At 39.8% G+C, this 25489-nt stretch carries 37 protein-coding genes and 1 pseudogene; 15 read left to right on the plus strand and 23 right to left on the minus strand.

Annotated features, from left to right (window positions below):
• Positions 1–82: 82 nt before the first annotated feature.
• Together PVOR_RS01250 and PVOR_RS01260 are read right to left on the minus strand one after the other, a co-directional pair.
• Complete coding sequence (locus PVOR_RS01250; protein ID WP_006207245.1) at positions 83–523, minus strand: Hsp20/alpha crystallin family protein; 441 nt, start codon at positions 521–523, stop codon at positions 83–85.
• Between the two features lie 363 nt (positions 524–886).
• Positions 887–1147, minus strand: a complete 261-nt coding sequence (locus tag PVOR_RS01260; RefSeq protein WP_231887964.1) for a hypothetical protein — start codon at positions 1145–1147, stop codon at positions 887–889.
• 76 nt (positions 1148–1223) lie between these two features.
• Here PVOR_RS01260 and PVOR_RS30490 point away from each other — a divergent pair, with 76 nt between their 5' ends.
• The gene (locus tag PVOR_RS30490; protein ID WP_006207247.1) at positions 1224–1424 is read left to right on the plus strand and encodes a hypothetical protein; all 201 of its coding nucleotides are present in this window, start codon (positions 1224–1226) and stop codon (positions 1422–1424) included.
• Here the strand turns inward: PVOR_RS30490 and PVOR_RS01270 are convergent, their stop codons facing one another.
• From PVOR_RS01270 to PVOR_RS01285, 4 genes are all read right to left on the minus strand, one after another.
• On the minus strand, positions 1425–1883 hold the full coding sequence (locus tag PVOR_RS01270; protein ID WP_006207248.1) for an Hsp20/alpha crystallin family protein: 459 nt from the start codon (positions 1881–1883) through the stop codon (positions 1425–1427).
• A gap of 38 nt (positions 1884–1921) precedes the next feature.
• The gene (locus PVOR_RS31205) at positions 1922–2209 is read right to left on the minus strand and encodes a hypothetical protein (protein ID WP_006207249.1); all 288 of its coding nucleotides are present in this window, start codon (positions 2207–2209) and stop codon (positions 1922–1924) included.
• The gene (locus tag PVOR_RS30500) at positions 2209–2520 is read right to left on the minus strand and encodes a hypothetical protein (protein ID WP_148248551.1); all 312 of its coding nucleotides are present in this window, start codon (positions 2518–2520) and stop codon (positions 2209–2211) included. Before PVOR_RS30500 ends, PVOR_RS31205 begins: the two co-directional genes overlap by 1 nt.
• A 74-nt stretch (positions 2521–2594) precedes the next feature.
• Positions 2595–2819 (minus strand): hypothetical protein, encoded by a 225-nt coding sequence (locus tag PVOR_RS01285; protein WP_006207251.1) that lies wholly within the window; start codon positions 2817–2819, stop codon positions 2595–2597.
• Between the two features lie 627 nt (positions 2820–3446).
• Between PVOR_RS01285 and PVOR_RS01290 the strand changes: the two genes are divergently transcribed.
• The 4 genes and pseudogenes from PVOR_RS01290 (at position 3447) to PVOR_RS31215 (ending at position 4781) form a co-directional block, all read left to right on the plus strand.
• Positions 3447–4067 carry a type 1 glutamine amidotransferase domain-containing protein gene (locus PVOR_RS01290; protein ID WP_234972732.1) on the plus strand — a complete coding sequence of 207 codons (621 nt, stop codon included), beginning with the start codon at positions 3447–3449 and terminating at the stop codon, positions 4065–4067.
• A gap of 12 nt (positions 4068–4079) precedes the next feature.
• Positions 4080–4237: pseudogene (locus PVOR_RS32730) on the plus strand (MFS transporter); the annotation flags it as partial.
• A gap of 45 nt (positions 4238–4282) precedes the next feature.
• A complete protein-coding gene (locus PVOR_RS31210; RefSeq protein ID WP_006207253.1) occupies positions 4283–4666 on the plus strand; it encodes a LysR family transcriptional regulator in 384 nt (127 codons plus the stop codon).
• Complete coding sequence (locus PVOR_RS31215; RefSeq protein ID WP_006207254.1) at positions 4581–4781, plus strand: hypothetical protein; 201 nt, start codon at positions 4581–4583, stop codon at positions 4779–4781. Before PVOR_RS31210 ends, PVOR_RS31215 begins: the two co-directional genes overlap by 86 nt.
• Positions 4782–5183: 402 nt before the next feature.
• Here the strand turns inward: PVOR_RS31215 and PVOR_RS01300 are convergent, their stop codons facing one another.
• Both PVOR_RS01300 and PVOR_RS01305 read right to left on the minus strand, forming a co-directional pair.
• Entirely contained in the window at positions 5184–5567 is a 384-nt protein-coding gene (locus PVOR_RS01300; protein ID WP_006207255.1) for a hypothetical protein, read from the minus strand.
• Between the two features lie 393 nt (positions 5568–5960).
• The gene (locus tag PVOR_RS01305) at positions 5961–6389 is read right to left on the minus strand and encodes a MarR family winged helix-turn-helix transcriptional regulator (RefSeq protein WP_006207256.1); all 429 of its coding nucleotides are present in this window, start codon (positions 6387–6389) and stop codon (positions 5961–5963) included.
• Positions 6390–6548: 159 nt separating this feature from the next.
• On the opposite strand from PVOR_RS01305, the gene PVOR_RS01310 reads away from it, so the two are divergent.
• Positions 6549–7859 carry an amidohydrolase family protein gene (locus PVOR_RS01310; protein WP_006207257.1) on the plus strand — a complete coding sequence of 437 codons (1311 nt, stop codon included), beginning with the start codon at positions 6549–6551 and terminating at the stop codon, positions 7857–7859.
• Positions 7860–8397: 538 nt separating this feature from the next.
• Here the strand turns inward: PVOR_RS01310 and PVOR_RS31220 are convergent.
• Both PVOR_RS31220 and PVOR_RS31225 read right to left on the minus strand, forming a co-directional pair.
• Entirely contained in the window at positions 8398–8676 is a 279-nt protein-coding gene (locus PVOR_RS31220) for a zinc-binding dehydrogenase (protein ID WP_234972733.1), read from the minus strand.
• The gene (locus PVOR_RS31225; protein ID WP_234972734.1) at positions 8648–8905 is read right to left on the minus strand and encodes a zinc-binding dehydrogenase; all 258 of its coding nucleotides are present in this window, start codon (positions 8903–8905) and stop codon (positions 8648–8650) included. Before PVOR_RS31225 ends, PVOR_RS31220 begins: the two co-directional genes overlap by 29 nt.
• Before the next feature lie 299 nt (positions 8906–9204).
• On the opposite strand from PVOR_RS31225, the gene PVOR_RS01320 reads away from it, so the two are divergent.
• On the plus strand, positions 9205–9453 hold the full coding sequence (locus PVOR_RS01320) for a hypothetical protein (protein WP_006207259.1): 249 nt from the start codon (positions 9205–9207) through the stop codon (positions 9451–9453).
• Between the two features lie 7 nt (positions 9454–9460).
• On the opposite strand, the gene PVOR_RS01325 is transcribed toward PVOR_RS01320, so the two are convergent.
• The 4 genes from PVOR_RS01325 to PVOR_RS01345 all read right to left on the minus strand — a co-directional run bounded on the left by PVOR_RS01325 (position 9461) and on the right by PVOR_RS01345 (position 12766).
• Entirely contained in the window at positions 9461–11014 is a 1554-nt protein-coding gene (locus PVOR_RS01325) for a recombinase family protein (RefSeq protein ID WP_006207260.1), read from the minus strand.
• Positions 11015–11371: 357 nt separating this feature from the next.
• Positions 11372–11827: a hypothetical protein gene (locus PVOR_RS01335; protein ID WP_006207262.1), complete on the minus strand. Its 456-nt coding sequence runs from the start codon at positions 11825–11827 to the stop codon at positions 11372–11374.
• A gap of 79 nt (positions 11828–11906) precedes the next feature.
• Positions 11907–12497 (minus strand): hypothetical protein, encoded by a 591-nt coding sequence (locus PVOR_RS01340; protein WP_138917763.1) that lies wholly within the window; start codon positions 12495–12497, stop codon positions 11907–11909.
• Between the two features lie 41 nt (positions 12498–12538).
• Entirely contained in the window at positions 12539–12766 is a 228-nt protein-coding gene (locus PVOR_RS01345) for a DUF5348 domain-containing protein (protein ID WP_006207264.1), read from the minus strand.
• Positions 12767–13389: 623 nt separating this feature from the next.
• Between PVOR_RS01345 and PVOR_RS01350 the strand changes: the two genes are divergently transcribed.
• On the plus strand, positions 13390–14442 hold the full coding sequence (locus PVOR_RS01350; protein ID WP_006207265.1) for a PIN domain-containing protein: 1053 nt from the start codon (positions 13390–13392) through the stop codon (positions 14440–14442).
• Between the two features lie 44 nt (positions 14443–14486).
• On the plus strand, positions 14487–14762 hold the full coding sequence (locus PVOR_RS01355; protein ID WP_006207266.1) for a hypothetical protein: 276 nt from the start codon (positions 14487–14489) through the stop codon (positions 14760–14762).
• Positions 14763–14847: 85 nt separating this feature from the next.
• Here PVOR_RS01355 and PVOR_RS01360 read toward each other — a convergent pair whose 3' ends face one another.
• Entirely contained in the window at positions 14848–15102 is a 255-nt protein-coding gene (locus PVOR_RS01360; RefSeq protein ID WP_006207267.1) for a hypothetical protein, read from the minus strand.
• A 246-nt stretch (positions 15103–15348) separates the two neighbouring features.
• On the opposite strand from PVOR_RS01360, the gene PVOR_RS01365 reads away from it, so the two are divergent.
• Positions 15349–15744 carry a type II toxin-antitoxin system PemK/MazF family toxin gene (locus tag PVOR_RS01365; RefSeq protein WP_006207268.1) on the plus strand — a complete coding sequence of 132 codons (396 nt, stop codon included), beginning with the start codon at positions 15349–15351 and terminating at the stop codon, positions 15742–15744.
• A gap of 27 nt (positions 15745–15771) precedes the next feature.
• The gene (locus PVOR_RS01370) at positions 15772–16509 is read left to right on the plus strand and encodes a LytR/AlgR family response regulator transcription factor (RefSeq protein WP_006207269.1); all 738 of its coding nucleotides are present in this window, start codon (positions 15772–15774) and stop codon (positions 16507–16509) included.
• Here the strand turns inward: PVOR_RS01370 and PVOR_RS01375 are convergent.
• Genes PVOR_RS01375 through PVOR_RS01390 form a run of 4 tightly spaced genes read right to left on the minus strand, consistent with a single transcriptional unit; the run spans position 16506 to position 18513 of the window.
• Positions 16506–17051, minus strand: a complete 546-nt coding sequence (locus tag PVOR_RS01375) for a crossover junction endodeoxyribonuclease RuvC (RefSeq protein ID WP_006207270.1) — start codon at positions 17049–17051, stop codon at positions 16506–16508. The genes PVOR_RS01370 and PVOR_RS01375 overlap by 4 nt on opposite strands.
• Positions 17048–17254: a hypothetical protein gene (locus tag PVOR_RS01380; RefSeq protein ID WP_006207271.1), complete on the minus strand. Its 207-nt coding sequence runs from the start codon at positions 17252–17254 to the stop codon at positions 17048–17050. The genes PVOR_RS01375 and PVOR_RS01380 overlap by 4 nt, the downstream gene beginning before the upstream one ends.
• Positions 17241–18047, minus strand: coding sequence for a helix-turn-helix domain-containing protein (locus PVOR_RS01385; RefSeq protein WP_234972735.1), 807 nt, complete (start codon positions 18045–18047; stop codon positions 17241–17243). The genes PVOR_RS01380 and PVOR_RS01385 overlap by 14 nt, the downstream gene beginning before the upstream one ends.
• Positions 18010–18513 (minus strand): TOTE conflict system archaeo-eukaryotic primase domain-containing protein, encoded by a 504-nt coding sequence (locus PVOR_RS01390; RefSeq protein ID WP_006207273.1) that lies wholly within the window; start codon positions 18511–18513, stop codon positions 18010–18012. Before PVOR_RS01390 ends, PVOR_RS01385 begins: the two co-directional genes overlap by 38 nt.
• Positions 18514–18838: 325 nt before the next feature.
• Here PVOR_RS01390 and PVOR_RS01395 point away from each other — a divergent pair, with 325 nt between their 5' ends.
• The 3 genes from PVOR_RS01395 to PVOR_RS31230 all read left to right on the plus strand — a co-directional run bounded on the left by PVOR_RS01395 (position 18839) and on the right by PVOR_RS31230 (position 19855).
• Positions 18839–19108 carry a hypothetical protein gene (locus PVOR_RS01395; RefSeq protein WP_006207275.1) on the plus strand — a complete coding sequence of 90 codons (270 nt, stop codon included), beginning with the start codon at positions 18839–18841 and terminating at the stop codon, positions 19106–19108.
• A gap of 4 nt (positions 19109–19112) precedes the next feature.
• Positions 19113–19448, plus strand: a complete 336-nt coding sequence (locus PVOR_RS01400; protein WP_006207276.1) for a hypothetical protein — start codon at positions 19113–19115, stop codon at positions 19446–19448.
• 152 nt (positions 19449–19600) lie between these two features.
• Positions 19601–19855, plus strand: coding sequence for a hypothetical protein (locus PVOR_RS31230; protein WP_234972736.1), 255 nt, complete (start codon positions 19601–19603; stop codon positions 19853–19855).
• Positions 19856–20249: 394 nt separating this feature from the next.
• On the opposite strand, the gene PVOR_RS01410 is transcribed toward PVOR_RS31230, so the two are convergent.
• Both PVOR_RS01410 and PVOR_RS01415 read right to left on the minus strand, forming a co-directional pair.
• A complete protein-coding gene (locus PVOR_RS01410; protein WP_234972737.1) occupies positions 20250–21140 on the minus strand; it encodes a tyrosine-type recombinase/integrase in 891 nt (296 codons plus the stop codon).
• A gap of 123 nt (positions 21141–21263) precedes the next feature.
• A complete protein-coding gene (locus PVOR_RS01415; RefSeq protein WP_006207279.1) occupies positions 21264–22160 on the minus strand; it encodes a hypothetical protein in 897 nt (298 codons plus the stop codon).
• A 362-nt stretch (positions 22161–22522) separates the two neighbouring features.
• Here PVOR_RS01415 and PVOR_RS01420 point away from each other — a divergent pair, with 362 nt between their 5' ends.
• Positions 22523–23434, plus strand: coding sequence for a hypothetical protein (locus PVOR_RS01420; protein ID WP_006207280.1), 912 nt, complete (start codon positions 22523–22525; stop codon positions 23432–23434).
• Positions 23435–23463: 29 nt separating this feature from the next.
• Here PVOR_RS01420 and PVOR_RS01425 read toward each other — a convergent pair whose 3' ends face one another.
• On the minus strand, positions 23464–23958 hold the full coding sequence (locus tag PVOR_RS01425; protein WP_006207281.1) for an NUDIX hydrolase: 495 nt from the start codon (positions 23956–23958) through the stop codon (positions 23464–23466).
• 69 nt (positions 23959–24027) lie between these two features.
• Positions 24028–25485, minus strand: coding sequence for a DNA cytosine methyltransferase (locus PVOR_RS01430; RefSeq protein WP_006207282.1), 1458 nt, complete (start codon positions 25483–25485; stop codon positions 24028–24030).
• Positions 25486–25489: the final 4 nt, after the last annotated feature.

Genomic DNA, 25489 nt, shown 5'->3' on the forward strand with positions numbered 1-25489 from the left:
TCTCTCTTAAACAATGTCGTGAACTATCCCAGTCTAATTACTTCGTAAACAGGGTTCTTCATTATTAACATCATTAGCTGGATCAGGATCGTTCAAAATCGACTTGGATCGGGGTTTGATTTTCATCTTGGATAATTTGCAGCACCACGACCAGCAAACCTTTGGTGTACTTCGCGGAAATTGCTTCAGCGGACACAGGCTTCGGCAAAGCCAGCGACCGACAGAACGGGCCAAAGAACCTCTCACTTATTGTGATCCGAGGACCGGTAACGGGATAATGACAAGGCAAGTCGCCTTCCAATTCCAGCGTCTGCCCGATTAATTGAAGTCTTATTTGCTCCACCGATTCCAAACCGGGAAGCTCTACTAAAACAACCACCGTTGTTGAAGTATGAAAGACGTCGATCCGAGGACCCGAATTAGGTAGAAGCTCACTCATTTCACTCCAAAAGTCATCGCCGAGTACCTCAGTCACCTGGCTGTAGAAATCTTTCGGTGTATTCGTCTTTATCCGCTCCTCCATACTAATCCCTCCAAGCGAGAATCTTGATTAAGGAAGGCAAACATAAGCTATATCATCGGCGGCCCCATATGAGAAACTAATTGATATCCGAGGACTTGGGTCTGTTTCCATTGGGATACTTCGGCTGGATCAAACCATTTAATTGATAAACGGTAGGCTCCCCACATTTTGTGCAATAAACCGCCGTTGGAGGATTCACAAAAGTACATCCTTTGCCAAATATTCCGGGTTCGTCCGAACAACGGTTTAGAATCGGAACTCCGCAGTCGCTGCAATACTCATCTTCCTCGCCCGGTATTCGCCCACAACGAATGCAAGGTTTTAAAGCCGGCTTATCTCCCATGGGTCACGCCTCCCTTTTTCTTAAATCGTTTGATTTTGTAACGAAGCGGAAGGTTGAATTTCACCTATAGGGTTATCAATTGCATCTGGATCGACAACGGTAGCCACGAATCCCACTTGTACGTTAGCCCCAATATTTTGGCCGTTGCCGTAATTGTCTTTCCCATTCTGGCTCCAGCCGGGTAGCGAGTTCTCCCCTATCGAAATTCCGCTTCCCCTATTCATTTGATTCACATTGATAGCTCCCGCTGCCAACGTAATGATTACAGCCAACCCGCTCACCCCCAATAGGAGACTATCTCTACATTTATATTCCGTCTAAGGCTCCTTGGTGTCATGAATGATTCGGTTATTTTGTATGACCGTAGATATATCCCCTTATTCTTCCGTCCGCTATAATGTCCGGATCGTGGATATCCTACCGCATTCGACAAGCTGCATGACTCAACTCGCCGAGCTTCCCATCGCAAAGACGGATATTCCTTCGGGCAGACAGCCTCTGCTTGAAGGAATGGCCAATTTGCTTCAAATGCCCTATCATTTTCGGATTAACGTTTAGTCATTTGCCTCCGTCGCGAACAAAAATCTCCCGAAACGGCTCTGGATCGCCTGTCTTGGAAAGACTGATTTCCAAGACGCCTTGATCATATTTTGAGGATGTCTGGTCCGGATCCACATCGTGAGGGAGCGCGATCTCCTCGGAAGAATCGCCATGTACGATTTTTAAAATTCGACTATTGACGTAAAATCTTATGTTCTTCAGCGAAACATCGGCTGGTATACTCCATCTTATGAAGATGGATTGATGCGTTTCGAACAGCTCGTAATCGAGTGAGTCGGCAAAATGATGAAGGCCTGCCTGTTGAAGCATAGTTTTGGGCATGTAATTTTTCATCGTTTCTTGAACGAAATTTTCGATGCCTTTTGCGTTCAATTCCTTGTTTGCAAAAAGCATCTGCTCAGACCAATTATCTAGGAAACCTTGCCAAATGCTATTAGGGGCTTTTTTTTTATCCATCGCTTCAGTCACTACCCTTCTCCAAATGAAGTTCCTCCCTATTTTATGTGCTCGTTTTTGGAAATGATACCGTTGAGCCATTCGGGAATGTCTCCGTCCGTGACATGAAGCATATCCAGGAAATCGGAATCGTTGAGCAAAGAGCGGATGCCGGCTACCAGGTTCCGATCTCCGCTGACCGCTCCGAAACCTTGGGTCAATTTCTGATGGTTCTCGAAGCCGGCCGGCCGGTTATTCCCCATATTGATGCATGAAGCATTTTCCACGGATCCAATACGAATCGACCCGATCACGAATTGCGGTGACATAAAAGAAGCCACAGTCATCACCCCCGATTATTCCAACGATAGCCTGATGACGTTGGATGAATTTTCTCCTTGGATGGCTCAGAGTTGGCAGCAGTGCTTGAGGAGCCGCTCTTGGCTTTGGAGGTGCTACGACTTCGGATCCACTTAGTTCCGAAGTTGTTGCCCAAGTTGAGTGATCCGCTGAGCTGGTCGATATCCAAAGCATCTAGCCTAAATTCCAGATTCTCCAAAACAGGTTGGTGAATGTGGACAGTCTCGATCTGAATGCCTGGATGAGGGCATTCCGGTTGGCTAAGTTGTTGCTCCATGCGTTTTAACAGAGACTCCATCTCTTCCAATCGCCCACGGATATCATGAATCAGCTCATCTGTACGCGGGTGCTGTTTTTTACGAAAGGGGTTTATCACTTTTGAGTAGGCTTTGAACTCGAAGATGAATCCACCTTATCGTCATCATTCAGGACGACAAGGATATCGGTAATCGAGCACCCTTCTCCGTTAATAGATCCAAACGCTTGGTTTTGCTTGGATGTATTCCTAAACTTCCACTGTTCATTACTTCCTGAAAAAACGCCCGATGAGCTTGATACTTTGCCGATTTGAATTTCACCAAACCAAATATTAATCATGCTTCACATCCTTTCGCACGATCGTTGTGAATTAATAATAATCAGTTCATAAGAAAGGTCTAAAATCGACGAAATCAGTCATGACAAAACGAAGTCCACATTTTTTCCATCTATTTCTTAATTTTATTCCCAGTTTTCAAAGGTATGATCATAAAAGGACCATTAATCAGTTTTTTTAATTCGTTCGCTCTTTGCATCGTTTGCTGGACAGTTTGGACACTTTTCCAGTCATCTCTGAAATCCCGTTGGAGACTGGCGAAGTCATTTCATTTACACCATCTCGTATTTTCGATTTTCGATGGAAAACCCAGTTATCCAAACCAAAAAGTAATGCTTGGGTAGACCCTTGAGAAGGATAAAGGTCCCCCTCTTGCGAAATTTCCGCCCTACTTGTGGTACGGTTCAGCTTAACGGGTCTATCAGCGAAAAATACGCTTAAGTGTGCCGCGCGGCGGCACTGCTCTTACCACGTACAAAGTATAAATAAATTTATATATATGCACATAAAACATAATTTGTTTTATTGATAACGCGGCCGTAAAATAACACCTGTAAGCAGAGTTCAAAAGTATAGGAGGCAATATAAATGGGAAAAAAATCTTAATGGTTGTCACCAATCATACAGATATGCAGGAAGGCAAAAAGACAGGAATCTGGCTATCGGAATTCGCGGAGGCTTATATGGCCTTCCAAGAAAACGGCTATGAAATCACCGTAGCAAGCCCAAAGGGAGGAGCTGGCCCGATTGACCCGGGCAGCGTGGGCGACCAAACACCACAAGAAATCCTGGACGCTTCCAAGCATCTGGAAAATACCAAAAAGCTGGATGATGTGATGGCAGAAGGATTCGAGGGGATATTCCTGCCTGGCGGTCATGGCACGATGTTCGATCTGCCAGACAACCAAAAGCTCCAGCAATTGCTTCGTGAATTTTACGAAGCAGGAAAAATCGTCGCCGCTGTTTGCCATGGTCCTGCCGGTCTCGTTGGCGCAACCTTGTCCAATGGACAGCCGCTGGTCGCAGGCAAGCGGGTGAATGCTTTCACCGACAGAGAAGAAGAATCGACAGTCTTGGGCTCTTACCTGCCGTTCCTCTTGGAGAGCAAAATCCGTGATCTGGGTGCCATTTTTGTAGCGGCACCAAACTGGAGTACACATGTAGAGGTCGACGGCAATCTGATTACCGGACAAAATCCTCAGTCTACGCTCGCTGTCACAAATGCAGTATTAAGCAAATTAGGCGAATAATACACGTGAGGACTTGCCTCGACATTGAACATCGCGGCCTTTAATCTGGGCAATGCACTTGGTGCCTATATCGGGGTATCGTCATTGATGCGGGCTTTGCAGGAGGGCTCCCTGCCGTACCTTGGGTTGCTTCGCTCGTGACAGTCATCGGAATTTTGTTTACGATATGAGGAGTACAGCACCAGAAATGTCTCAAGTAAGAGAGGAAAGCGAACATGGCGGACTTTGAATGGTACCGAAGCTTTATTAGTATCTACAAGCATAGTTCCGTATCGGAAGCCGCCAGAACAAGGATGATGACCCAGCCAGCCATGAGCCAGCATTTGGCTTATCTGGAAGCAGAGGTGGGTGAACCTTTATTTACACGAGCTCCCCGGAAAATGATTCCGACTGAGAGAGGCAAAGCACTATATACACAGTTGGTTCCGCTAATCGAGGCTTTGGAAGTAACCACACAAACCCTCAAGACAAGTGCGATCACTTCTTTGCCCGTACTTCGAATCGGGTCTGCACATGAGTTTTTTCGGGATCGCTCCTTATATCGGCACCTACCAGATGCGCGTCGTTGCCTATCTCGGTGTCGCTTCCAAGCTACTTGACTGGCTGCTTGAGGAAAAGGTAGAGATCATCATCATGTCGCAAAAGCTTACTGCCCCTGGAACTCGAATATATCCCGTACATGCAGGAGGAGTTTGCGTTGGTGGCACCTCCTGATTACGTTGAACCAACATTTGACGACAAGGAGTCTTTTGAAGCGTGGTTATGCTCCCAGCCATGGATCAGCTATGATTTGGATTTACCCATCATCCGCCGCTTTTGGCGCGAGCATTTCCAGAGGCGCCCTCAAACGCATCCTACACACGTCGTGCGTCGAAGGCCCGAATTTCTCCCCGAAATATTTAGCCGTCACTTGTGATAAGGTTCACCGCGCTGTCTGTAACGGCGCAAGTTTTTGTTTAGCGCATGGACTTGTACACCTTAGACAGCCCTCAAGTTCTTGTCCTTTATGGCAATCGGTACAAGTTGTTGTCCTTGGCTCGGGACAAGAACTTGTACCGATAAAACAAAAAAAGCCGCTAATTTAGCGACTTTAAATGGGACCTTGTTCTTTGTTCTTTAAGGTTTAATATGTGCGTTGGTAGCATACCATCTACCAGATTTCAGTTTTAGTTTTAAATTGACAGGTTCCTTTAATCCGAGACTATCATTTTCATACTGTTGTGTTACATAGACCTTCGATACAAAAAAGAAATGCAAGGGAAAAACAAATCCTATACGATGTAACTCTTTGTCATACGTGAAATTTTCTTTTCCAACTCCACGTTCGATTGGATTAATTTTTTGATATGTCGTTTGGTTCATATATTCGGGATAATCGGCTGCTCCACTCATAGCCTTTTCTAAAACAACTTTTGTGTCATTAGCAATCCATACTCCAAATAAAACATATGCAACAACAAATATGATTGTCAGCGAGATTACTAACTTTTTTCTTCTCATGTCTACCCCTCCTAATTAAACATTAGGGTATTGATGTAAAGTACTCACTACTGAATCGATCATTCTCCAATAAAATGGAAGTTTTAAAATTAACATAGACTCTTCACTCAGAGTAATCACCTCTGCTACTTGGCTTTAAATCCAGATTCTAACATAACATAAATTACAAAAAGATAGAAGATCAGTAGAACAGTACAGTATATTTTTCGCCGTCACTTATGATACGGTTCAGCCTTAACGGGTCTATCGGCGAAAATTCCACTTCGGCGCTTAACTCCCAACTTTTTTGTCTCAATCTCTGGGCCATGATCAAGCCTTCAGAATGATGCACACAAAGCCGCCGAAGTAATCGGCTGCCTAATTTACATCAGGCTTAGATCACCCTCGCAGTCATTATAAGCGTTCATTTATTTTGATCAACAATTCCTTTAAGGTTTGCTTCTCCTCTTCGGAAAGGACTTGAACGATTTCGTCCTCCACCTTTTGGAAGGAGTCATTAAAGTCTTCAATCAATTCAACGGCCTTTGGTAAAACATAAATATTTTTTTGCCGTTCATTATTGGCTGGGATTTTTCGCTCGATGAATCCTCTTTGCTCAAGACCTTGAAGCATACTTGTAATGCTAGCCCCGCGCAGATGAAACCGATCGGCAAGATCCCTCTGAATTAATTCAGTTTCTTGGTTCTCGTAGATATAACCAATTATTTTTCCTTGTTGAGCGTTTAACCCCAACTCTTTTATGCTCTCGTCTGCTTTTTTCTTTAACTTAAGGCCAATAATCTGAAACAAATCCAGATAAGGCGTATCCTTGCGAGGCTTCATGATCGTACCTCCTCAAATTGTTAGAAAGCTAACTGTAAGTAAATAAACTATACAGAGATCCAGCTTGCATGTCAAATAAATATTAGTTTGTTGACAGTTAGTTATCTAACAGTTATACTCCGAAGTGATTCACGTACAACTCCAAGGAGGAATAACAAAATGAAGAATGCTGCCCAAAGCTCTCCTTTAGAAAGAGTTACGGCGATTACAAATGCACGTATTTTCGACGGGGAAAAGGTTATCGATTCAAGAAATGTTGTCATCAAAGGGGAAACCATTATTGCGGTAAGTGGAGATCTTCCGGCAAACGCAACCATCATTGATGCGAAAAACGCGACATTATTGCCAGGCTTGATTGATGCGCATGTTCACACTTCCATTGGTGGACTAAGGGATGCCTTAAAATTCGGCGTTACGACAGAACTCGAAATGAACGGCGATTTTACGAAAAGAGGGCGGGCGATCCAGTTGAAAAATGTGAATGACGTCGCCGATGTCCGTTCTGCCGGTACAGCGATCACCGCTCCAGGCGGTCATCCGGATGAACTGCTTCCGGATGGGGATGAAATCCCTGATTTCATATTAAAGGAATTGGAGAAGTTATCGAAAGAAGACCGGGAAGCTATGCTAGCCGCTTACGCTCACGATCACGAAGAAGTGCCCCAAGTAACGACTGTGGAGGAAGCGATCAAACATGTGCATACCCAAGTGGAGAATGGAGCCGATTATATTAAAATCATGATCGAAGAAGGGACGGTCATGGCTGCTCCTGGCCTGCCTGTTTTGAGCGATGAGATTCTAAAAGCAGCCGTGGAAGAAGCCCATAAGTTCGATAAAATCGTCATAGCTCACGTCTTGACTGCTGATTCCTCACAGAGCGCCATTGATATTGGGGTGGACGGATTGGGTCACTTGTTTATCGACAGGCCCGAACACACGGCCAAATTGGTGAAATCCATAGCCGATTCAGGCGCGTTCGTGACACCATGTTTGGTATTGAACTCGTCCATTCTTGGGAATCCGGCATCGGAATTGGCGAATGATCCGCGTGTTTATTCCAAATTAAGTCCGGAATGGATCGATATTTTGAACTCTAGCTTCAATACTTTCCCGCAAGGCCATATGGAGAATAGCTTTAGTAACGTGATGGATCTTCACCGTGCCGGAGTGGATATTCTGGTCGGTACGGATGTCTCCCCCGTTCCCGTTAAGAATCTCGGAGGCCTCGCGCATGGTGCCAGCGTTCATCATGAAATGCAATTGCTGGTTATGGCCGGGTTTACTCCGATAGAAGCACTTCGGTCCGCTACCTCAAAACCGGCCCGTCGCTTTGGTCTTAACGATCGGGGCCAAATTGCCGTAGGGGCGCTCGCTGACCTTGTATTGGTAGCTGGTGATCCGACAACCAATATCTCGGATACCTTGTCTATCCAAGCCGTATGGTACAAAGGTGTGCAACAACTAGGTTAATCATTTTTACCGGTGTAATATGGTATATTTGGCTAAAACACTATAAACAGGGTCACTCTACTTCGAAGAGTGCCCTGTTACTTATGTATCTATATTATAGGTCCACATCAATGATAGAGTGTTTCCTGCTCTTCCCTCCTTCTCACCGTCCTCAGATATCGGCGCTGTTGCTGCTGCACCGTATCATACACTTTTTATGCCGAATCTTCCTAGCCGGTAATGCGGCAGGGCACATACTCACGAATCTATATATTTATGGAACCCAAATGCCCCTGCAGATCGCTTTTGTTCAGCTTCTGGGTGTGAGGCTCTCTCATCTTGATTAATGTCTGGGCATCAATATTCAATTTCTACCCTCCACTTTACCACTATTTATGATACGGTTCTCCGCGTTGTTTATAACGGCAAGTTATAGGGCCATCCTTCGCGGGATGGCCCTTTCTTAGATCTCGCTTTATTCAACTATCGTCTTCGTTACTTCAATAACTGTATTTTAGGAAAGAGGCTCACAGTGAAGCTCTCTCGTTTTGCTTCGAGCTTATACTTTCGAAACCAGTTTGCCGACAGTGTTTTTCTGCTCTAAAAGTGTAAGAGCTTCTGCCGCTTTTTCCAAAGGATACACGCCGTGAATCTCAGCATGGATTTCTTTTCTTGCCAGCATGCTTAACGCTTCCCGCGCCGCTTTCCCGGTTTCTGCAGGATTGCTTTCGGCGTATCCGCCTAATGTAAAACCAGCGGACTGTTTGTTGGAAAACCATATTTGGTTAAAGGAATGCGAGACATCCTCTTCACCGCTGGCGTTTCCGACAACAACCAACTGGCCGAGCGGGCAAAGCACCTAAGCTTTGTTTGCGCATGCTTCCCCCCACCGGATCAAAGACAGCGTGAACGCCTTTCTGTCCGGTGGACTTCAGGGTCTTCTCAGCAAATTCGGACCGGACAAATAATTCGTCATATCCGAAGGAAGCGGCAAGCTTGGCTTTCTCTGGGTTTCCAACGGTCCCCAATACTTTGCCGGCTCCCAAACGCTTTGCAACTTGTCCCAAAAAGCCGCCCAAACCATACGATCCGGCTTAATCCGTTCACGGCGGGATTTTAAAAAGTCTCCAAGTATTTAAACTTTGTGTTTTCCAAGGCCATTTAACCACACCTTACAAAAGAGTAATTATGAGATTCAAAGCTTTAACGATTACAACATCGTCACTGATCTGCAATTTCCTTTTTCGCTAATCTGCCAGTTAGCTTAAAACCGGTTCAAGCAATTTTTGATACATATATAATATTCGTGACCTAGTACCAAGCCCCCTTTTCGAGGGGTCATTTTCTTTTTCAGGAGGTAAATAGATTGAAAATCATCAAAACTAAGCGGGACCTTGTCATGCTGCACCGGGTTGGGGCGCTTCCGGCGGCACTCCTCGATCAGGTCGAGGATTATTTCAACCAACTAAGTGTTGAACTGGAAGATGAATTTGAAATCGATTTTTGCTTAGGCGCGCAGGGCTACATCGTCGTTCTCAAAGCGGGAGACAACATTCGCGACCTCGGCAACTTCAGGCTAAGCCGCGAAGATGGCAGTAAAGAACCCAATTTTTAGCCGTCATTTATGATAAGGTTCTCCGTGCTTCATTTAGTGGTAAAGCATCATCTTCCGAAAACCAAAAGATGATGCTTTTTAGATGCTTACGGTCAGGTTCAACTTCAATTTTCTTTATTAATGCTTTTATTAATTGTTTCTTTTCTTCATTGTCAGCATGTTCAAGAGCAGTTTCAAAGTTTTGTAATGTATCAGCTATCATAGCTTCCGTTATATGATATTTCGAAGACTTCTTCTCAATCTCAACATTCAAATTATGGATACTTCGTTCAATGCCCTCGATTTTTTGTACTAATGCCATTGTAATTTCATTGTACGCTGTTGCCTCAATATCTCCTACAATGAACGATTGATTCGTCTCTGATTTTCGATTGATTAATCTGTCTAATTCTTTTACTTGAACTGATAGTTGAAGATTCAATTCGCTTGTATCATAATTGCTTTCACTTTTGGCTTTGTTTAAAATCTCATCAACTAGCGCTTGATTATTTAAGACCCCTTTAATAACTTTTAACACCTGTTCCTCAATTAGATGCTTGTCAATGAGATTAGTTCTACAAGCCGTCAACCCCTTGGAATGATAAGCTTGGCACATGTAATATAAATGATGTCCATCACCATTTCTCATCTTTCGTTTTGTCATGACAGTACCAGCACCACATTGAGGACAACGTAAAATCCCTGACAACAAGAATTGTCCTTTATTATTACTTGGGGCTATCGCTTTATTATTTTGTAACTTTCCAACCTCTACTGCTTTTTCCCATAATTCTTGGCTTATAATTGGTTCATGAATACCATCAACTGTTATTTCATTATTAGACTTGCCGTTACGTCTTTTTTTTGCCCATTGGCGGTGTTGCCCCCATCTAATTTTTCCTATATAAGTCGGATTACTCAAAATGGTTTTAACCGTATTAATTTGAAAGGCTTTATTGTTTTTTGTAGTATGCCCTAGTTCATTTAAACGACTAGCTATTGCCTTATAACCTAACCCCTCTGCTCTCATCTCAAATATTTGGGTAACAGTTCTCTTTTCTTCTTGGTGAATCTCCAAACAGCCATCTACATTTTTATATCCAAGTATCTTTCCTCCGCACCATTTACCTTTTGATGCTCTCTTAGACATTCCCATTTCAACACGCTCAATAATAACTGTTCGCTCATATTCAGCAAATGTTCCAAGAAGGCTAATAAACATGTACCCAATAGTAGTAGAGCTATCAATATCACAAGTACTGATAAGCAATTTCATATTTCGAGGACGAAGCTCTAAATCAATCATAGTAAGAACATCCCTATTACTACGTGAAATTCTATCTACCTTCCAAGCCAACACAATATCAAATTTATCTTGCCGAGCATCTCTCATTAAACGTTGTATTTCCGGTCTGTTAAAATCTTTCCCCGAGTACCCATCATCGATATATACATCATAAATTTCAAAACCTCTTTTTTCCGCATATTCAATTAAAATTGCTTCCTGACTCTCCAATGAAAAACCGCTAGCTTGCTCCTCTGTGGAAACTCGACAATATACTGCAACCTTTTGCTTTGTCATAGCTACTCACTCCTATATTTTTTATTTTGCTTAAAAAATCAGGTGGATTACCATTTGGCAACCCACCTGCATTAAATTATTCATTCACTTGCTTCGACTCAGCATATTTTTTAATTATAGTAATAAGAGCCGTTACAAGCTGATCCTGCTTTATCTCCTGTATTGTAGGTGTAATAATATCATTTTTTGTATTTGTAGTCATTTTCATTTTCCCCTTGGTTCTATATAAAAGCCACTTCCATGTGACTGTACATTCAAATTTTGCAAACTTCATCATATTTAGAACTGTTCCAATAGCTATACTACGTTTTTTATTTCAACTCATGGTGATTCACTTTGTGTAAAGCAACTATGATATTAGGTTTCTATTATGTACTCTCCAATAAGTACTGCATCGGGATACTTATAATTAAGCAGCAACTCATCGTCGTGAATAATCTCTAATAATTTTGTTTCACTTGGTGACACTATCATATGTACTAATGCAATCAATTTGGGATTATTGCTGTTCCCATTATTCACTAATTGAAATTTTGTAGCTGTAATTATCTCGCCTTTGGGACGGTAAGTACTTAAATGTTTCCAAGTGCGATAATTGATAATATCTCTAATTGTTGAAACTGAAACATGAAAGTAATTTGCGAGTTCTTGTTTTGTAGAGAGTCCGTAACTGTACCAATGTCTAATTTGTCTTACTTCAAATTCCTTAAGCTTTGAACAATGGTTATTTTCCCCGCTATAAGGGAAAAGTTCTTTTTCAATTTCTGTGCCGTTTTCGATAATATGTATACCCTTTAATAATGTATTTTGCATTCTTGTTTCCTCCTGGAATTTTGTTTTTTTGAGGCTTCTCACCGTTAAAGGATTATCGAAGCCTATATATGAACTGCTGTTAAACAGATTGTTTTTGTAACGAAATCATTTCATTAGCAATATCAGTTAAGTAAATATATAAATCAACATCTAGGTTGTGTGTTTCTTTGTACTCCCAGTTATCTAAGTTACCGTTGAAGATTTCAACAGCAATCAATCTATACTTCCCATCTTCATCGTCGAACAAAACACTTACACAGTATTTATTCTGCTTATATTCAACAGTTATACCGTCAACTATATAGCCCTCTCGTCTAAGATGTTTATAGAAACTACTTATATGCATTCCTAAGCTTTGGCAAGCACCATCTAACCCATCAAGTATTAGATGTGATAATTTCTCAGGTGTAACTAGCTTGATTATTTCCTTATTCGTAATTTGAGTTGGACCCGCACTATGTTCATATCCGAGTTCATCTTTAACTGGATCCATTTGTACTAGTATTCCTTTTTGATTTACTCTGACCTTAAACGTGCATCCCCAATAAAGTACCTCATGATATTCCATTTCATATTCAAAATGACAACCTTCAAGCTCATTTTCCAGAATAGCAAGTGCTTCTCCAATTAGAATTCCTTTTTTTTCTTTCGTTATTTTAGTTTTCATCATTGATTTCTCCTTATTATTTTTATAATTAATTGTCTTCACCGTTATTGGATGAGTACTTCGTAATGCTCTTTCGGATGAAGCTTAATCTTTGTTCCACTGCTGATTACATACCAATCACTGTCCATTTCAAGACGGCAACTTAATAGTATTTTTCCTAGCTTAATCTGAAACATATCACCGCAACGCATGGGAAATTCATTATCTTGATTTGATATCGCTAACCATCTGTCATCGTTCTTCTCGTATTTCAGTTTGTAATGGGTTTTCATACATATACCTCCGCTAAGTTTTGGGTTAGTTGCTTTCGTTTTAATGCAACTCAAATGCTTCAAAATCTAATGCATACCACCGATCTAGTTGTGAATCATATTGCATTTCCAATTCGATCACCTACAAAGTTTGTTCATTACGCTCCCTGTGCAATTAGGGATTGTAATATTTTTTAGTTGTCAATGAGCATTTGGAGTTACTTGGGTAAACAAAAAACACCCATAGTAATCCGTTGTAGAGCTGGTTATCGTTTTTTCTTGTCATCTAATCTTTCTCTATCAGAGGGCAGACTTCTCCCGTCTAATAGATACGATTAGATACACAAGTAAAGCAAAAACGACAGATCACCAAGTGTTTGAAACCACTTTATGGTGATACCAGCTCCGCATACCTTTCGGTACCGGAAACTATGGGTGTATCATTAATAAAACATTCAGTTGTAGGTTATCACTCTTTTGAGCTTAGTAGAATACTATCATGGGTTAAATTGGTTTGTCAATTACTTTTTTCGTTATTGTTAAAACCAACACCCATTCGTAACAACCAAATATTCGGCAAGATTTTCCACAGTCCCTTAAAATATATATTGTTATGTATATCATGATAAGGAGAACTAACGAACATGAAAAAAAGATGGATCACCAATCTGTTCCTACTTACAGGCTTATTTACCTGGAATGTTACTGCATTCGCCAGCGAAAATGTCATTCAAATCATTGAAGCACAACACGACAAATCTGCACTATTTATAAGACTTTTTATTTCTTTGGTAGCTTTGGTGCTGTATATCGGCATATGCAGAACAGCCTTACTGTTCCTACACTATAAAGAGATTTTCGGAGCAAAAGATGCGCTTGCACGAATTCTGTTTAATTCTCGCTCATTAGCAACAACGAATGTTCGCAACTTGAAACAAAATGTCTTTCTCCAACAATATAAAAAAGCTATTTCTGAAAAAATAGGGCAAGGCAATGCTTTTGGCTTGGATACGAATATTTTAATGCACTACCCAACCGAAACCTTTGAGATATTGAAGAAAGAAAACATTGTCATGAGCAGAGAAGTCCAAAAAGAACTGGATGGCTTAAAGAACAGCAGTGATAAAGAAACATCTTCCAACGCAAGACGTGCCTTTAAAGCCATTGAAGATGCGCAAAGACAAGGACAATCCCTAACTATACTGCCTTCTGTCGATTTCAAGACACTCACCCAACTCAATCTAGCTGATACCATGGATGATCGTATTCTTGCAGCTTATTTGCAGTTACACAAGCAAGGAAAGCCAATTTATTTTCTTACAAATGACCGAGGCGCCAAAATTACGGCGAGAAACGCAGGAATGCCTATTGTGGAAATAGAACAGTCCACTAAACAAGTCAAAAATCCATGGATTGGGCTTGTAGCGGCTGGAATTCTTGGCATTATTCTGCTAGTTGGGCTTGTTGGCTACAATGCTTTTGCATTTTTTCAAGCCAATAGTCAAGTAGGTAAAGGCTTTTCATTGGGGGAAGATTCCGTATTTGATAAAGCAAGCTTGAAAACCTCGACCTATGACGAGATTATTGAAAAAATCAATCTGGACAGCAACCATATTTACAATCCCAGTCATGCCGACCAATTTGTCCAGCCTACGCAACAAGGGTATGACCGTTCTCCAATCTATGGGGGTAATTAAGCAGAAAGGAAAGAGTCGAACCAACCGAAGAGTTAAGACAGATTTTGCAACCATTAATTACGAAATTTTTTCCTTCTATTCAAATGTCTAAACTGCCAGATGAGGAAGTTCAGGCAATCTTCTTTTATGGTCAACAGGACATTCGATTCGGATTATTAATAATGAATTGGGACCATTTCGGAGGCGATGATGAGTTACGGGAGATTCTTGCCATAGATTCGTCTTCAGTTGGTGTGAAGCTGTTCGTTGATTACGGCAATCTAGACCAAGTTAAACACGACTTGATTGATGTCTGGAGCAATGGACCATTTGAGGACTAGCCGTTCAAAACAAAAAGCATGGAGAGAAGGGAGACACCCTTCTTCACCATGTTTTTTTTGTTCACATCTCATTATTAAATTCACCCTAACCATTATTGTCATGGCTCCCTATATGATGCTGGTTCATCCCATGATGGTAACGGTCTACCACAACATCTACGCCTGGATTCATATAGGGGTCTAATTGCTGTTGTTGGTCACGTAACCTTCTACTCGTATGATTATCCCCCATTAATCGTTGCGCTTCATTACCGCCTATTTTTCTAATCACCAGAATTACCATAAAAATAAGCAGCCCTGATGAAATCATATACACCACTAGATTAGCAACCACTCCCATTGCGCCGCCTCCTTATCTTAATTGTAACGGGATTAGTCAAAACGGTGCATTCCTTTCGGTACATGACTAGCGTTTTCTCGTATGTACCACGAGTTCTTTGTTTCAACAATTCCCTTATTGTCACTACCGATAACCCATCTGATGGAACCAATCTTGGGTTAAAATAATGGCAGAACGTTCTGATTTTGTTTTTTTCCTTTCTCGTGCTAAAACTGATCAGTTTTAGCATAAAGGAGAGGATGCAGCATGACTTGTTCCAGCTGTAAGCAAATCGTTACCAATGTTAAAAAGAGATGTTCCTGCGGACGCATTCCTGCCAAGCGGGCAGATGTGTTTCTTGCGAAGTTAAACCACTTAATGCATGACGAAGAATGGGTCGGTCCAGTAGTTGTGATCCAGAATAATACAGGAAATTTACATTCTCCAACTGTACAAATTATAGCTTCTAGCACCCCTGACAGCCATCCCTTATTCGTAAAGGAATTAACGGGATATTCTGCAGAAAGTCAATTTAAGCTGAGCATGGATGTAAGTAAAATCATGACCATAGACAAGCAAGCTAGGCTGTTAGAGCCTCTTGGAAAACTATCCAAGCACATGATGAGCCAATTAGAAGACAAACTGAAAGAACTTATTTATTAGAAACTGTTGTTGGTTAGGTGGATCTAAATGTATGAATCCAAATTAGAACTATTACTTGTTGGCGATATCGAGCAATCTGACATACTCCAACTCTTACTTGAAAATATCCCAAACGTTAAAATTGTTGGAACTGCGAATTCAGCAAAAGATTACATGGATACCCTACTTCGTGAACAGAATATTAATGCTGTCTTTTTGGGTCACAACGTAAATACTGAATGGAATGCGATTGAAGCCTACCATTTGCTTCGATTGCGTGGCAGAATGGTTCCGACCATTCTAATTACCAATCAGACATTGCCAGCGACTTATGTAGCAGATTTAGGAATGATAGATATTTTGGAAGCCCCCTTTACATTCGAACGAGTCAAACAAGGGATTGATAAACAGCGTTGGAGCATCAAGCAAACTCAGTTTATGTCTAGCGGCGGTCTATTTGTTCCTGTTGTCTCAAACGACATTCAACTTTATACACCTAATGAAATTTTATTCATTGAGTCCATCAATCGCATTGTTTATGTTCATACTAGCCAAGAGCAATTGGAGTCTAAAATTTCGATCAAGTTATACGAAAACTACTTATTATTTCATGATTTTGTATTAACACATCGTTCCTGCTTGATTAATCTAAATCAGGTACAAGAAATTAGAGAGAACACTGTCCACTTCAAGCATTCGAATCAGACGGCTGTTATTACCGATGATAAAAAAGCTTCTTTCACCAAGCAATTCCAAGTATTTCTGAATAAACGGGCAAGGAATTAACCTATTCCTTTGCCCTTTATTTGTAGTTGTAAAGCATTTTGCATATGTAAGGGTAAATTTTCATAGTACTTATCACACCAATAAATCGCCATTCCTAGTGCATCTGCTTGGTTCATATCGAATGCTGGGGGAGCATTTAAATAATGGTTGAGATATTGAAATAACGTTTGCTTACTACCATCAGGCAGTTGCAAAATTCGCCTTACACCTTTTGTTCGCCAGACATGCACTTGTAATGGCTTTGCATAACTAATTCCATTATGATAACATACCGCCTCAATGGCAGATTGCAGAACGGCAAGCTTGCGAAAAGTCTGAACATTACGCTGAAACTGAATTTCTTCACAAACAATTTGTTCAATTCCATACTCTCTAATCATTCGAATTAGCCATTTTTCAATTTCTCCTAGTCGCTCAATATAGTGAAGCTTTGCATCCAGTTGAAGCAGTCCATAAGCGATAATCTGAACATGATCAGATGCCTTTTCCACAATGGAGAATCCAAATCGCAACAAAGATTGGTCACAAAATAATGTTCTCATTGCGCTTCCTCTTGACGCATCTCAATTATCATGTTCTGCTTGTAAATCTGAACAAGTGCTTCCTCGTAAATTCCCTTCCATTCTGTTTCCTGAATAGTTAGCATAAACGATGCTTTGTCGTCCTGATTGAGTAAGGCGGGAACATGGTATAAGCTCGCCATTGACTTATCTTGTTTGTAATAACCATGTTCAATAACTTTCAAAAATACCTGATTCCTTTAATACATTTAACCTGCGGTGAACCGTATTGCGACTAATACCCGTCATCGTTTCTAATTGTCTAATTGAAAAGTAAACCTGTCCATTTTCGTGATACATGCGTCCCAAAATCAATATTGCCCAAGCAATCTGTTGCAGTGTAGCTTCATATAGCTCTTGGACTACTCGAAAATCGTCTTCGTAAAATGTCATTTCTCTTACTCTTATTGCAAAAAAATTCTTATCCTTAGCATAGACATGATGAACATCAGTCGTAACATCCTGCTTAATTTCACTTTCACTGCTCTTGGCACGGTTCATTTGCTTCTCTCTTAACGCCCACTCCAATACTTTCTTCGTCGTTTCTTGTTCGGAGTAGCCTTGCTCTTTATAATACAATGCAACTAAAAATTGATAATAATGCCTTCCTTGCTGAACCTCGGTGTCCTGTTGAGGAATACCGTCTTGTAATAGCTTTTGAGCTACAATGGCAAGTGGTGTACTTTTTAATGCATTGCGTTTGGTTGCCGCAGCGTCTTCTGCTTTATCCGTTTTAGGTTTATTCTCTGCTTCCTTTAAAAGCATAGAACGACCTATGGTGAAAGCTTCTTTTTGCATTTGATAAGCCAATACATCTCTTGCGAGAACATCAAATCGTTGCTTCTGCATCGGAATAATGTTCAAAAAATACTGCACAGCATTATCATGTGATTGCAAATCATGCTGTAAAAAGGTTGTGCGCACATTTGTTTTGCGGTGCTTAGCAAATGGCAACTTGATGCCGCCGACTGTTTTCAATTTGTTCAGGGCGCAATTCAATTTTCGTCCCCATAGAACCAAGCTCTTTAATGTAATACCTTCCAAACGTCACCAATCGGGATATGGGAACTGGCTTTTCAAAGAATAACCAGATATGCCATCCCTTTAAGCCACTATTTTCAACGTGAAGTTCTTCGGACTTGAATCCTGCATCTTTTAATAGTTGAAGCAGTTGTAGTGGGATAGATGGATTGTTTTCATCAATATCAAAGCATAAGAATTTACTTGCTTTTCCAATATAAAAACAGCCTACCGTTCTTTCTCCATCTAAATGCGCCATTACATCATCGTCTCTTATTGCTCGTTTCGCTGTAAAGTATTTAGTTGCTTCTCCTTCTCCCGACTGCTCAATAAAACGTTTGCGTTCTCCAATAATCAACGTATTCAACTGTTGTAATAATGCCTCTTTATGGTCTTGTATGTGTTGTTCGATTTGTTCTGACATATAAATAATTCCCTTCAAATTTTGAATTTTATAGCATCTGTATGGAATCAACTCCATATTGAAAATTAAACAGATGCAATTTGTAGAGACATTATATATGTGCAAGAAACAAAGTCAAATTTCAGATACTATCCTGCTTTGGGACATATCCGCTGGGACACAAGACTATATTTTTTTCTTTTTAGAACAAGAACAAGAACAAGAAGAGAAAGAACAAACATAAACAGTTAGCATAACTAGCCTTGGCAAGAGAGAGGAAACCAGCTATACTGGTTGCTATAGATTAACTGGATAAAAATGGTTTAACATTAGGGAGGACAGACTGATGGACTATATAACACCACAAAATACAATTTTGTTTGCTTTATTCCTGATTAGCCTATCCACATTATATAAATTATTAGAACGCAAATTACTCAAAGACATGCATGAAACACCTGAGGCTTACCAACATATTGGTAAAGGATTTCGTTATCGTTATCAACAACTATATCGTGACCAATCTGATATTAGGCATGCTCATTTTTTTGACGATGCGACAATTAGAATGCAACTTGAACAAATACAAGCATCTACCAAGAAAGGAGAATGTTAATTTTATGAATATGACTAACCTGACCGTTGCTTTTTATATACGTGGCGAAACACCACGAACGATTAATAAGCAATATTTAACCTTACAGCAATTCTGCTATGACTATCAGGTTGCTCATGAGGATGTTATCATACTAAAAGATATAGTCAAATCAGATGCACCACGTCCAAGTCTTGAACCTGTATTAAGTGGTTCAACAAAAATTGATGTATTAGTCGTTCAGTCTTATCACATTTTGCACATCGATCATGACCAATTCCAAAAAATTTCAGAACAATTGTCGAAACATGACGTTTCATTGCTTATCCTGAATGAACAAAAAACTGGTGAAGCTATTTGAAATATGAGGGTAAGTTATTTTTTACGAGTCAAAAGTTGTCTCTATTGCTGGCGAGTGTTATTCTTCTAGCAGTCGCCAGCTTACTTGTATGGATTAAGTTCAGCTTAATGTATTGGTTCATACCTGCTGTCATCCTAGCAGTATTGCTATATATGGATCTGCTGCATGCTGAACGTAAATCTAGTGCATTCATTCTTCAAAACGAAATTATTATTAATCGTGTCTTAGCTTTTGGCTTGTTTGTTTATGTGTATCGCAAGCAATTATCAGATAAGGAAGCCGATGCTCTCCAGCAGTTTTTAGATGTATTAGAAGCAAAAGCCAATCAACCACTTAGCGTCGCTGCTATTAACGAGCTTGTTCACGCACACATTATTTTTTATCGATATGAGCCTGTTTTTTCTTAAAATGGTACACAAAATATTTAGTAGTCTGGTATTAGCATGCCATTTGAACGGTAATTCTACATGGTTTCAATTGTGATAGCATGATTAAGCTTGAAACTGTTTACCAAGTATAATGAACAGCGACACTTGCTTATCGTCCGTAGTTATATCGTATCTATCAGATACAATAGATATATTGAAAGGAACAGATACTGTCCATATAATATATAGATTGGATGCATCCTGAATATCGGCTATATTCCATACGACCATCCCGTTTCATCAAACCGTTATAAATGATGTTTCTAATAGATGCAATATGTTCAATGGTTCTATTCGATAAAACCGCATAAAAAAGCCAAGCCCCTGCGCTGATTTTATCAGCATACCATCGGCTTGGCTATTTGCGCTTTTTTTACATCACATCATCAAGTTTTCGTAGTACCTCGTTCAGTTCTTCCTTACGGTGCCTTGTGTAGATTTCTGTCGAAGATGTATGCTTGTGGCGAAGAAGCTCCTGCGCTTTTTTTATGTTTCCTGTTTCATCAATGATGCGTTTGGCAAACGTGTGTCGTAACTGATGGCAAGTGAACTCAACACCAGATGTTTTACATACTCGCTTAATCATTTTAACAGCAGCCCGCTTCCCAGCATGTGCTGATTTCCGACTGACAAACAGATAAGAACTGTCGGCAAATCTGCTTTTGGCTCGTTCAGCTATCCATTGGTCAATGGCTCCACGTAGCTCGGTTGATTCAAGTGCCAATTCTCCGTAGAAACCACCTTTTCCTTCACGAATAATAACTTTTTGCTTGCCTGGTGTGCGAATAATATCGGTAAGCTCCAAATTGAGCATTTCTTCTTGCCGCAAGCCAAGATATAGCATTAGGTAAATCATACATCTGTCACGGTTCCGCAGAAAATTGCTCGGCTCTTTTTCGATACCTTTTCGGATATCCCTAATTTCGTTTTTATCCAAGAATTTTGGATCTTTCCAGCGTTCTATATCTGCCAATGCTTCATCCTTAACAGCAATGACTTCCTTTAACTGCCCTGTTGCTTGTAAATACTGAATCCATTTCCTTAAAGCGGCAAGCTTGCGGTTGACCGTTTTAGGATGATTTTTTCTGATTGTCTTCAAATAAGATTTATATTCCAATATGTGTAGCTGTGTAACTATTTCGGGCTGATCAAGAAGGGCATCCCGCCATTGTATAAATTCATTAATTACAGCAGTATAGCCAGCAATTGTTTTCTGCCGCATCTCTTGTTGTTTAAGGTATAGGGTAAAGTCCAGTTGGCTCATCTCCTTTAACATTCTGTAACCTATTTTTTCGTCATAGATGACTCTCATATTTAATGTTGTATATCCTATTATTGCATTAAAGGTTATACAATCAAAATTGTGTGTCCTTTTGTTGTCATGCCTTTATTCACATAAATATTGAAGAGCTTCTCTACCAGTTTTCAGTTTTATTAATGCTGCTCGGTCTTTCCTGTTAATCTTAACCACCATCGAAGCATAGTCACAATTGACATCAAATATAGAGTTGCTATCCCTTGATTGGAAATCTTCATGCAACCAAAAATTAATTACTGGATGGTTTTCATATTCCTTGCTTATTGCACATATGGCATGCGTCATTTTCGGGTCTATACAATAAATCCCTTTTACCTTTTTGAATTGGCTTTGATCAATTTTCTTTATCAATTCCTGAATATTATTTTTTCCTGCCATGATTTCAAACTCAAAATAGTTACTCACAATATCATCCAGAACCAATTGCTTTAAACGATATTCGTACTGATCACAATTGATCAATTGAAGCTGAATATCGGAGAGTGACTCCTCTTCGGGCTTATATACTGGATATAGCTGAGTTAACGCATGAATCTGAGTAGAAAAAAAGTAATGTAAAACATCCAAAAAACTATTTCTATGAGTAGAAATTCTTGTTAGGTGCTTATTGGGAATATCAAATGCTGTTATTTTAATAACCGCAAGACCCAATTCTTTGTCATGTTCAGAGAAGTAATCAGATATCGCATATTCTAGTTGTTCAGAAACTACTTTTGTTCCGTCAATAACATTACGAATTTTCCTTAGTATAAAACGGTTTGTTTTATCTGCACAGTAAACCTCAACCGCTTGAACAATGTGCAAATGTATTAATTTCATTGCTAACATAGATGCTTCATCTGAGTTTAACTTTAACTTGCCTGAAATAAATATGTATCCTTCACTTGCACACCCATTAATTTGCTTTCTTTCTACTGAGTAATCCTTTGCTTTCTTGTTAAGTTTTTTTAATAATAGATTTGACATAAATAAATTCCTCCAATGTTTTTTGTTAGTGACTACTTGATATATGAACTTTTCAATGTACTTGGGACAAAAAAAAGAGTCCCTACGTTGGGACTCTTCCGTTTAGTCGAGTTTTGCCAACGGCTAAGCAGGGGTGCAGCTATTCTTTGCACCCGGCTTAACCGCGCTCTTCATTGCTTACAAGAGCGACCGCCGAAAATTCGACCGTTGATTACTCAACTCGTTATTCAATTTGTTGAAGCTAATCATATATTGGCTACATAGTGATTGTCAAGAGTTTTATTTCACGAATTTTCCAGTCTAATATTTGACAGCAACAAAACATAGAATACAATAATGATATTACTATTCGGAGGAATACGATGGATAAACTTAACGTCACAAGAATCACGCAATATCTCTGGGAAGATCCACACATAAGAAAGAAAATAGAAACGGATTATAGCCTTGAACCGTCAATTTCTGCTGAAGATTTTTCGAAATCCATTATCCTAGCATTGAAACAGCCAGTCAGAAGTATTTTTAGGGATGTATCTAATAAAGATGTCTTCGAGGCAGCTACTAGAGCATTAGGAAGCAATTCACGTCAGTGGGGGACATTCTCTGCAAGAGAACATGAGTTAAGAGAACTTTTAGAGGATTACGACCCCTTAAAAGTATACGATAAATGGAATCCTGAGTTTGAAAATGAGGTTAAGACATTCTTTCCTGGTCAAACTAGAAAAAATGATGTTACCGCAGTTTTTCAATGGTCACAAAAACTAACTCTTCTAGAAGATTTTTATCAAAACTATATCATAAGATTGGCATCTGCCTTTTTAAATAAGACCAAAGATGATGCAATAAACTTAAGTGATGAACAATTGTTGTTGCTCATATGTGGTTTTTGCGCAAACCCTCCAAAAGACTCAACTCTACTAGGCATGTTTTATAATCCGAAACATTATAAATTTATGGGGATGGGATATATTCTTTCAAGTGAGTTTCTAAGAAACTTAGGTTGGAATGGGTTTAAGCCTGATCGACATATTAAACGACTATTTGGTTTTTGGTATAATCCCAAAAGTGAAGACGAATACTCAGATATTGGCTTATTTCAACAACTGTTACATTCTCAAAGAAAGGAACTGAATGAATTCATACAATATTCTTTAATAGGGCATAATATTACTCCAAGTAGTATGACATACTCTGAGATGGATAACTTGCTTTGGGCATTTGGGTCTTATATTGCAAAAAAGGGTAAGGAAGCAGATTTCCCAATATTAGATTAAAGAGTGGCAGGGGAAACCCCTGCCACTCTTTAAAATGTTAATTCATCACTTAGAGGAATCTGTTCATACTTCTTAACAGTACCATTTGAGAAGAAAAAACGATGCTCATATTGTTTCTCATCACTAAGCATTTTAGGCAAAAAATGAGGGACATGACCTACTACGCCTAAATTCTTTTCATCACAAACCCATTGAATTTTCTTCCAGCATAAAATTCCTTCTACCATTTCAATCGGGGCTGTGTATTCAAAATCATGAGGCACTTCAGTAATAAAAGCATACATTCCTGATCTTCCATTCTCACTAGCCCATGTCACTGCACCTGAATAAATTACATCTTCTTTTTTCAGCCTGATTCCCGTTTCCTCATAAGTCTCTCTTATAATGCATTCTAGAGGTGTTTCTCCCTCTTCGAATTTCCCACCTACGCCATTCCATTTTCCCATGTCGGGAGAGGAATTTCTGTTTAGCATTAATATTTCATTGCCACGTTTAATAAAGCCAATAGTGTATTTTAACATCATATCTCCATCATTAAAAAAATTATAATGAACAGTATATTTTAAATCAAATAAACTACATAGCTATCTCTGTCATTTTGACCGACTTTTACGGCGTCGATATACAATATTTTTTCTGTTCATAACTAAAGTCTGACTTTGACCACGACGATATACATAACTACTTCTGTTGAATACCTTTGAAACCCTTTTGCCACGATTTCGTGGACTCGTAGCTCTTCGCAGCAATAAAGACCACTGTTTACCTCGTCTACGTAATCGATTAGTTTCAAGCCTACCTATAGATTCGACTAACAGTTCTTCATTCTCCTTGAACTTAACAGCCCAATCAGCTAGCGGTTTAGCAATTGCTTTTGCTAACAAAACCGGAACAGCATTCCCAATTTGTTTATATATATAGTCAAGTTTGGAGCTTTCCGATACTTTTTTAGGTGTCGTTGTGAAATCATACCAATCAGGGAAGGTTTGTATTCTGGCGATTTCCTTTACAGAGAGTCTACGATTAAGTTCTTCTCCCCCAGGCAAATCCCACCAATTTGCATCCATTTTGACCATTAATGGTCCATCAGGATGAAGAGGAGCTTGTCTACCTGAAGCCTGAATTGTAAAGCTTTGCTCTTCCCACGTTTTTTTTCTATTTCGAGATAAATAAATTGTTGAGAAAGATCCTGTAAAATATGGACCTGGGTCTTCAACCAAGTCACCAATTGCATCTCTCAGCGTAACATACGGATTCAAACCCAATCCTTCACCATGTGATGGCTCTGGATATTCATAATCAAAATCGATGTCATTTCTTACTCCTACTAAAATAACTCGTTCCCTTAACTGCGGAACTCCATAGTCCCTCGAATTCAGTAGCTTATATTTCATTTTATAGCCTGCTGATGCAAAGTCTTCTACAATTTGTTTTAGAACTTCACCGCCACCAATATTCATCATGCCTTTAACATTTTCAGCAATGAAGAAATATGGCTGAGTTTCAATAAGGCATCTAATGAAATGGATGTACAAGAAATTTCTTTCATCATCTATCAACCTTGGTCCCGCCTCAGAAAATCCTGGGCATGGGAAACCTCCTACTACTACATCAGCTTTAGGAAAGTTTTTCACTTTCCTTATATCTTTACGATGTTGTACAACCGATTGAGGGAAATTAATCTTATATGACTCATTAGCTTCTGTAAAAAGATCATTTGTGTAAATCGTGTGGAAAATGCTTTTATGCCTAACTTCATTAAATTTATCTTTATCCTTGAAGGCTTCCATTGCAGCTTCTTCTCCAATTACCGCAGCAAGCCCTGCTAATTCAAACCCCATATCCAAACCGCCACAACCAGAAAAGAGGCTGACCAAGTTAAACTTATCTTTTTTATAATCTAAATTATTAAGAAGTTCCTCATCATCAGTAGACTCTATAATTAATGACATCTCTTCTTGGATTTTCTCAAATAAAACTTGTTGGACTTCCTCACGTGACAAATTAGGAGCAGGCTTAAATTTGCCTCTTCCTCTTTCATTAAGCTTCATATAT

The sequence above is a fragment of the Paenibacillus vortex V453 genome (assembly GCF_000193415.1).
In the GTDB taxonomy this organism is placed as follows: domain Bacteria; phylum Bacillota; class Bacilli; order Paenibacillales; family Paenibacillaceae; genus Paenibacillus_AQ; species Paenibacillus_AQ glucanolyticus.

Excerpts from the sequence above, each read along its gene's own strand:
- PVOR_RS01250 (WP_006207245.1), bottom strand. The coding sequence starts at position 523 with ATGGAGGAGCGGATAAAGACGAATACACCGAAAGATTTCTACAGCCAG.
- PVOR_RS30490 (WP_006207247.1), top strand. The coding sequence starts at position 1,224 with ATGACCGTAGATATATCCCCTTATTCTTCCGTCCGCTATAATGTCCGG.
- PVOR_RS01270 (WP_006207248.1), bottom strand. The coding sequence starts at position 1,883 with ATGGATAAAAAAAAAGCCCCTAATAGCATTTGGCAAGGTTTCCTAGAT.
- PVOR_RS31205 (WP_006207249.1), bottom strand. The coding sequence starts at position 2,209 with ATGACTGTGGCTTCTTTTATGTCACCGCAATTCGTGATCGGGTCGATT.
- PVOR_RS30500 (WP_148248551.1), bottom strand. The coding sequence starts at position 2,520 with ATGGAGTCTCTGTTAAAACGCATGGAGCAACAACTTAGCCAACCGGAA.
- PVOR_RS01285 (WP_006207251.1), bottom strand. The coding sequence starts at position 2,819 with ATGATTAATATTTGGTTTGGTGAAATTCAAATCGGCAAAGTATCAAGC.
- PVOR_RS01290 (WP_234972732.1), top strand. The coding sequence starts at position 3,447 with ATGCAGGAAGGCAAAAAGACAGGAATCTGGCTATCGGAATTCGCGGAG.
- PVOR_RS31210 (WP_006207253.1), top strand. The coding sequence starts at position 4,283 with ATGGCGGACTTTGAATGGTACCGAAGCTTTATTAGTATCTACAAGCAT.
- PVOR_RS31215 (WP_006207254.1), top strand. The coding sequence starts at position 4,581 with ATGAGTTTTTTCGGGATCGCTCCTTATATCGGCACCTACCAGATGCGC.
- PVOR_RS01300 (WP_006207255.1), bottom strand. The coding sequence starts at position 5,567 with ATGAGAAGAAAAAAGTTAGTAATCTCGCTGACAATCATATTTGTTGTT.
- PVOR_RS01305 (WP_006207256.1), bottom strand. The coding sequence starts at position 6,389 with ATGAAGCCTCGCAAGGATACGCCTTATCTGGATTTGTTTCAGATTATT.
- PVOR_RS01310 (WP_006207257.1), top strand. The coding sequence starts at position 6,549 with ATGAAGAATGCTGCCCAAAGCTCTCCTTTAGAAAGAGTTACGGCGATT.
- PVOR_RS01325 (WP_006207260.1), bottom strand. The coding sequence starts at position 11,014 with ATGACAAAGCAAAAGGTTGCAGTATATTGTCGAGTTTCCACAGAGGAG.
- PVOR_RS01335 (WP_006207262.1), bottom strand. The coding sequence starts at position 11,827 with ATGCAAAATACATTATTAAAGGGTATACATATTATCGAAAACGGCACA.
- PVOR_RS01340 (WP_138917763.1), bottom strand. The coding sequence starts at position 12,497 with ATGATGAAAACTAAAATAACGAAAGAAAAAAAAGGAATTCTAATTGGA.
- PVOR_RS01345 (WP_006207264.1), bottom strand. The coding sequence starts at position 12,766 with ATGAAAACCCATTACAAACTGAAATACGAGAAGAACGATGACAGATGG.
- PVOR_RS01350 (WP_006207265.1), top strand. The coding sequence starts at position 13,390 with ATGAAAAAAAGATGGATCACCAATCTGTTCCTACTTACAGGCTTATTT.
- PVOR_RS01360 (WP_006207267.1), bottom strand. The coding sequence starts at position 15,102 with ATGGGAGTGGTTGCTAATCTAGTGGTGTATATGATTTCATCAGGGCTG.
- PVOR_RS01365 (WP_006207268.1), top strand. The coding sequence starts at position 15,349 with ATGACTTGTTCCAGCTGTAAGCAAATCGTTACCAATGTTAAAAAGAGA.
- PVOR_RS01370 (WP_006207269.1), top strand. The coding sequence starts at position 15,772 with ATGTATGAATCCAAATTAGAACTATTACTTGTTGGCGATATCGAGCAA.
- PVOR_RS01375 (WP_006207270.1), bottom strand. The coding sequence starts at position 17,051 with ATGAGAACATTATTTTGTGACCAATCTTTGTTGCGATTTGGATTCTCC.
- PVOR_RS01390 (WP_006207273.1), bottom strand. The coding sequence starts at position 18,513 with ATGTCAGAACAAATCGAACAACACATACAAGACCATAAAGAGGCATTA.
- PVOR_RS01395 (WP_006207275.1), top strand. The coding sequence starts at position 18,839 with ATGGACTATATAACACCACAAAATACAATTTTGTTTGCTTTATTCCTG.
- PVOR_RS01400 (WP_006207276.1), top strand. The coding sequence starts at position 19,113 with ATGAATATGACTAACCTGACCGTTGCTTTTTATATACGTGGCGAAACA.
- PVOR_RS31230 (WP_234972736.1), top strand. The coding sequence starts at position 19,601 with ATGGATCTGCTGCATGCTGAACGTAAATCTAGTGCATTCATTCTTCAA.
- PVOR_RS01410 (WP_234972737.1), bottom strand. The coding sequence starts at position 21,140 with ATGAGCCAACTGGACTTTACCCTATACCTTAAACAACAAGAGATGCGG.
- PVOR_RS01415 (WP_006207279.1), bottom strand. The coding sequence starts at position 22,160 with ATGTCAAATCTATTATTAAAAAAACTTAACAAGAAAGCAAAGGATTAC.
- PVOR_RS01420 (WP_006207280.1), top strand. The coding sequence starts at position 22,523 with ATGGATAAACTTAACGTCACAAGAATCACGCAATATCTCTGGGAAGAT.
- PVOR_RS01425 (WP_006207281.1), bottom strand. The coding sequence starts at position 23,958 with ATGATGTTAAAATACACTATTGGCTTTATTAAACGTGGCAATGAAATA.
- PVOR_RS01430 (WP_006207282.1), bottom strand. The coding sequence starts at position 25,485 with ATGAAGCTTAATGAAAGAGGAAGAGGCAAATTTAAGCCTGCTCCTAAT.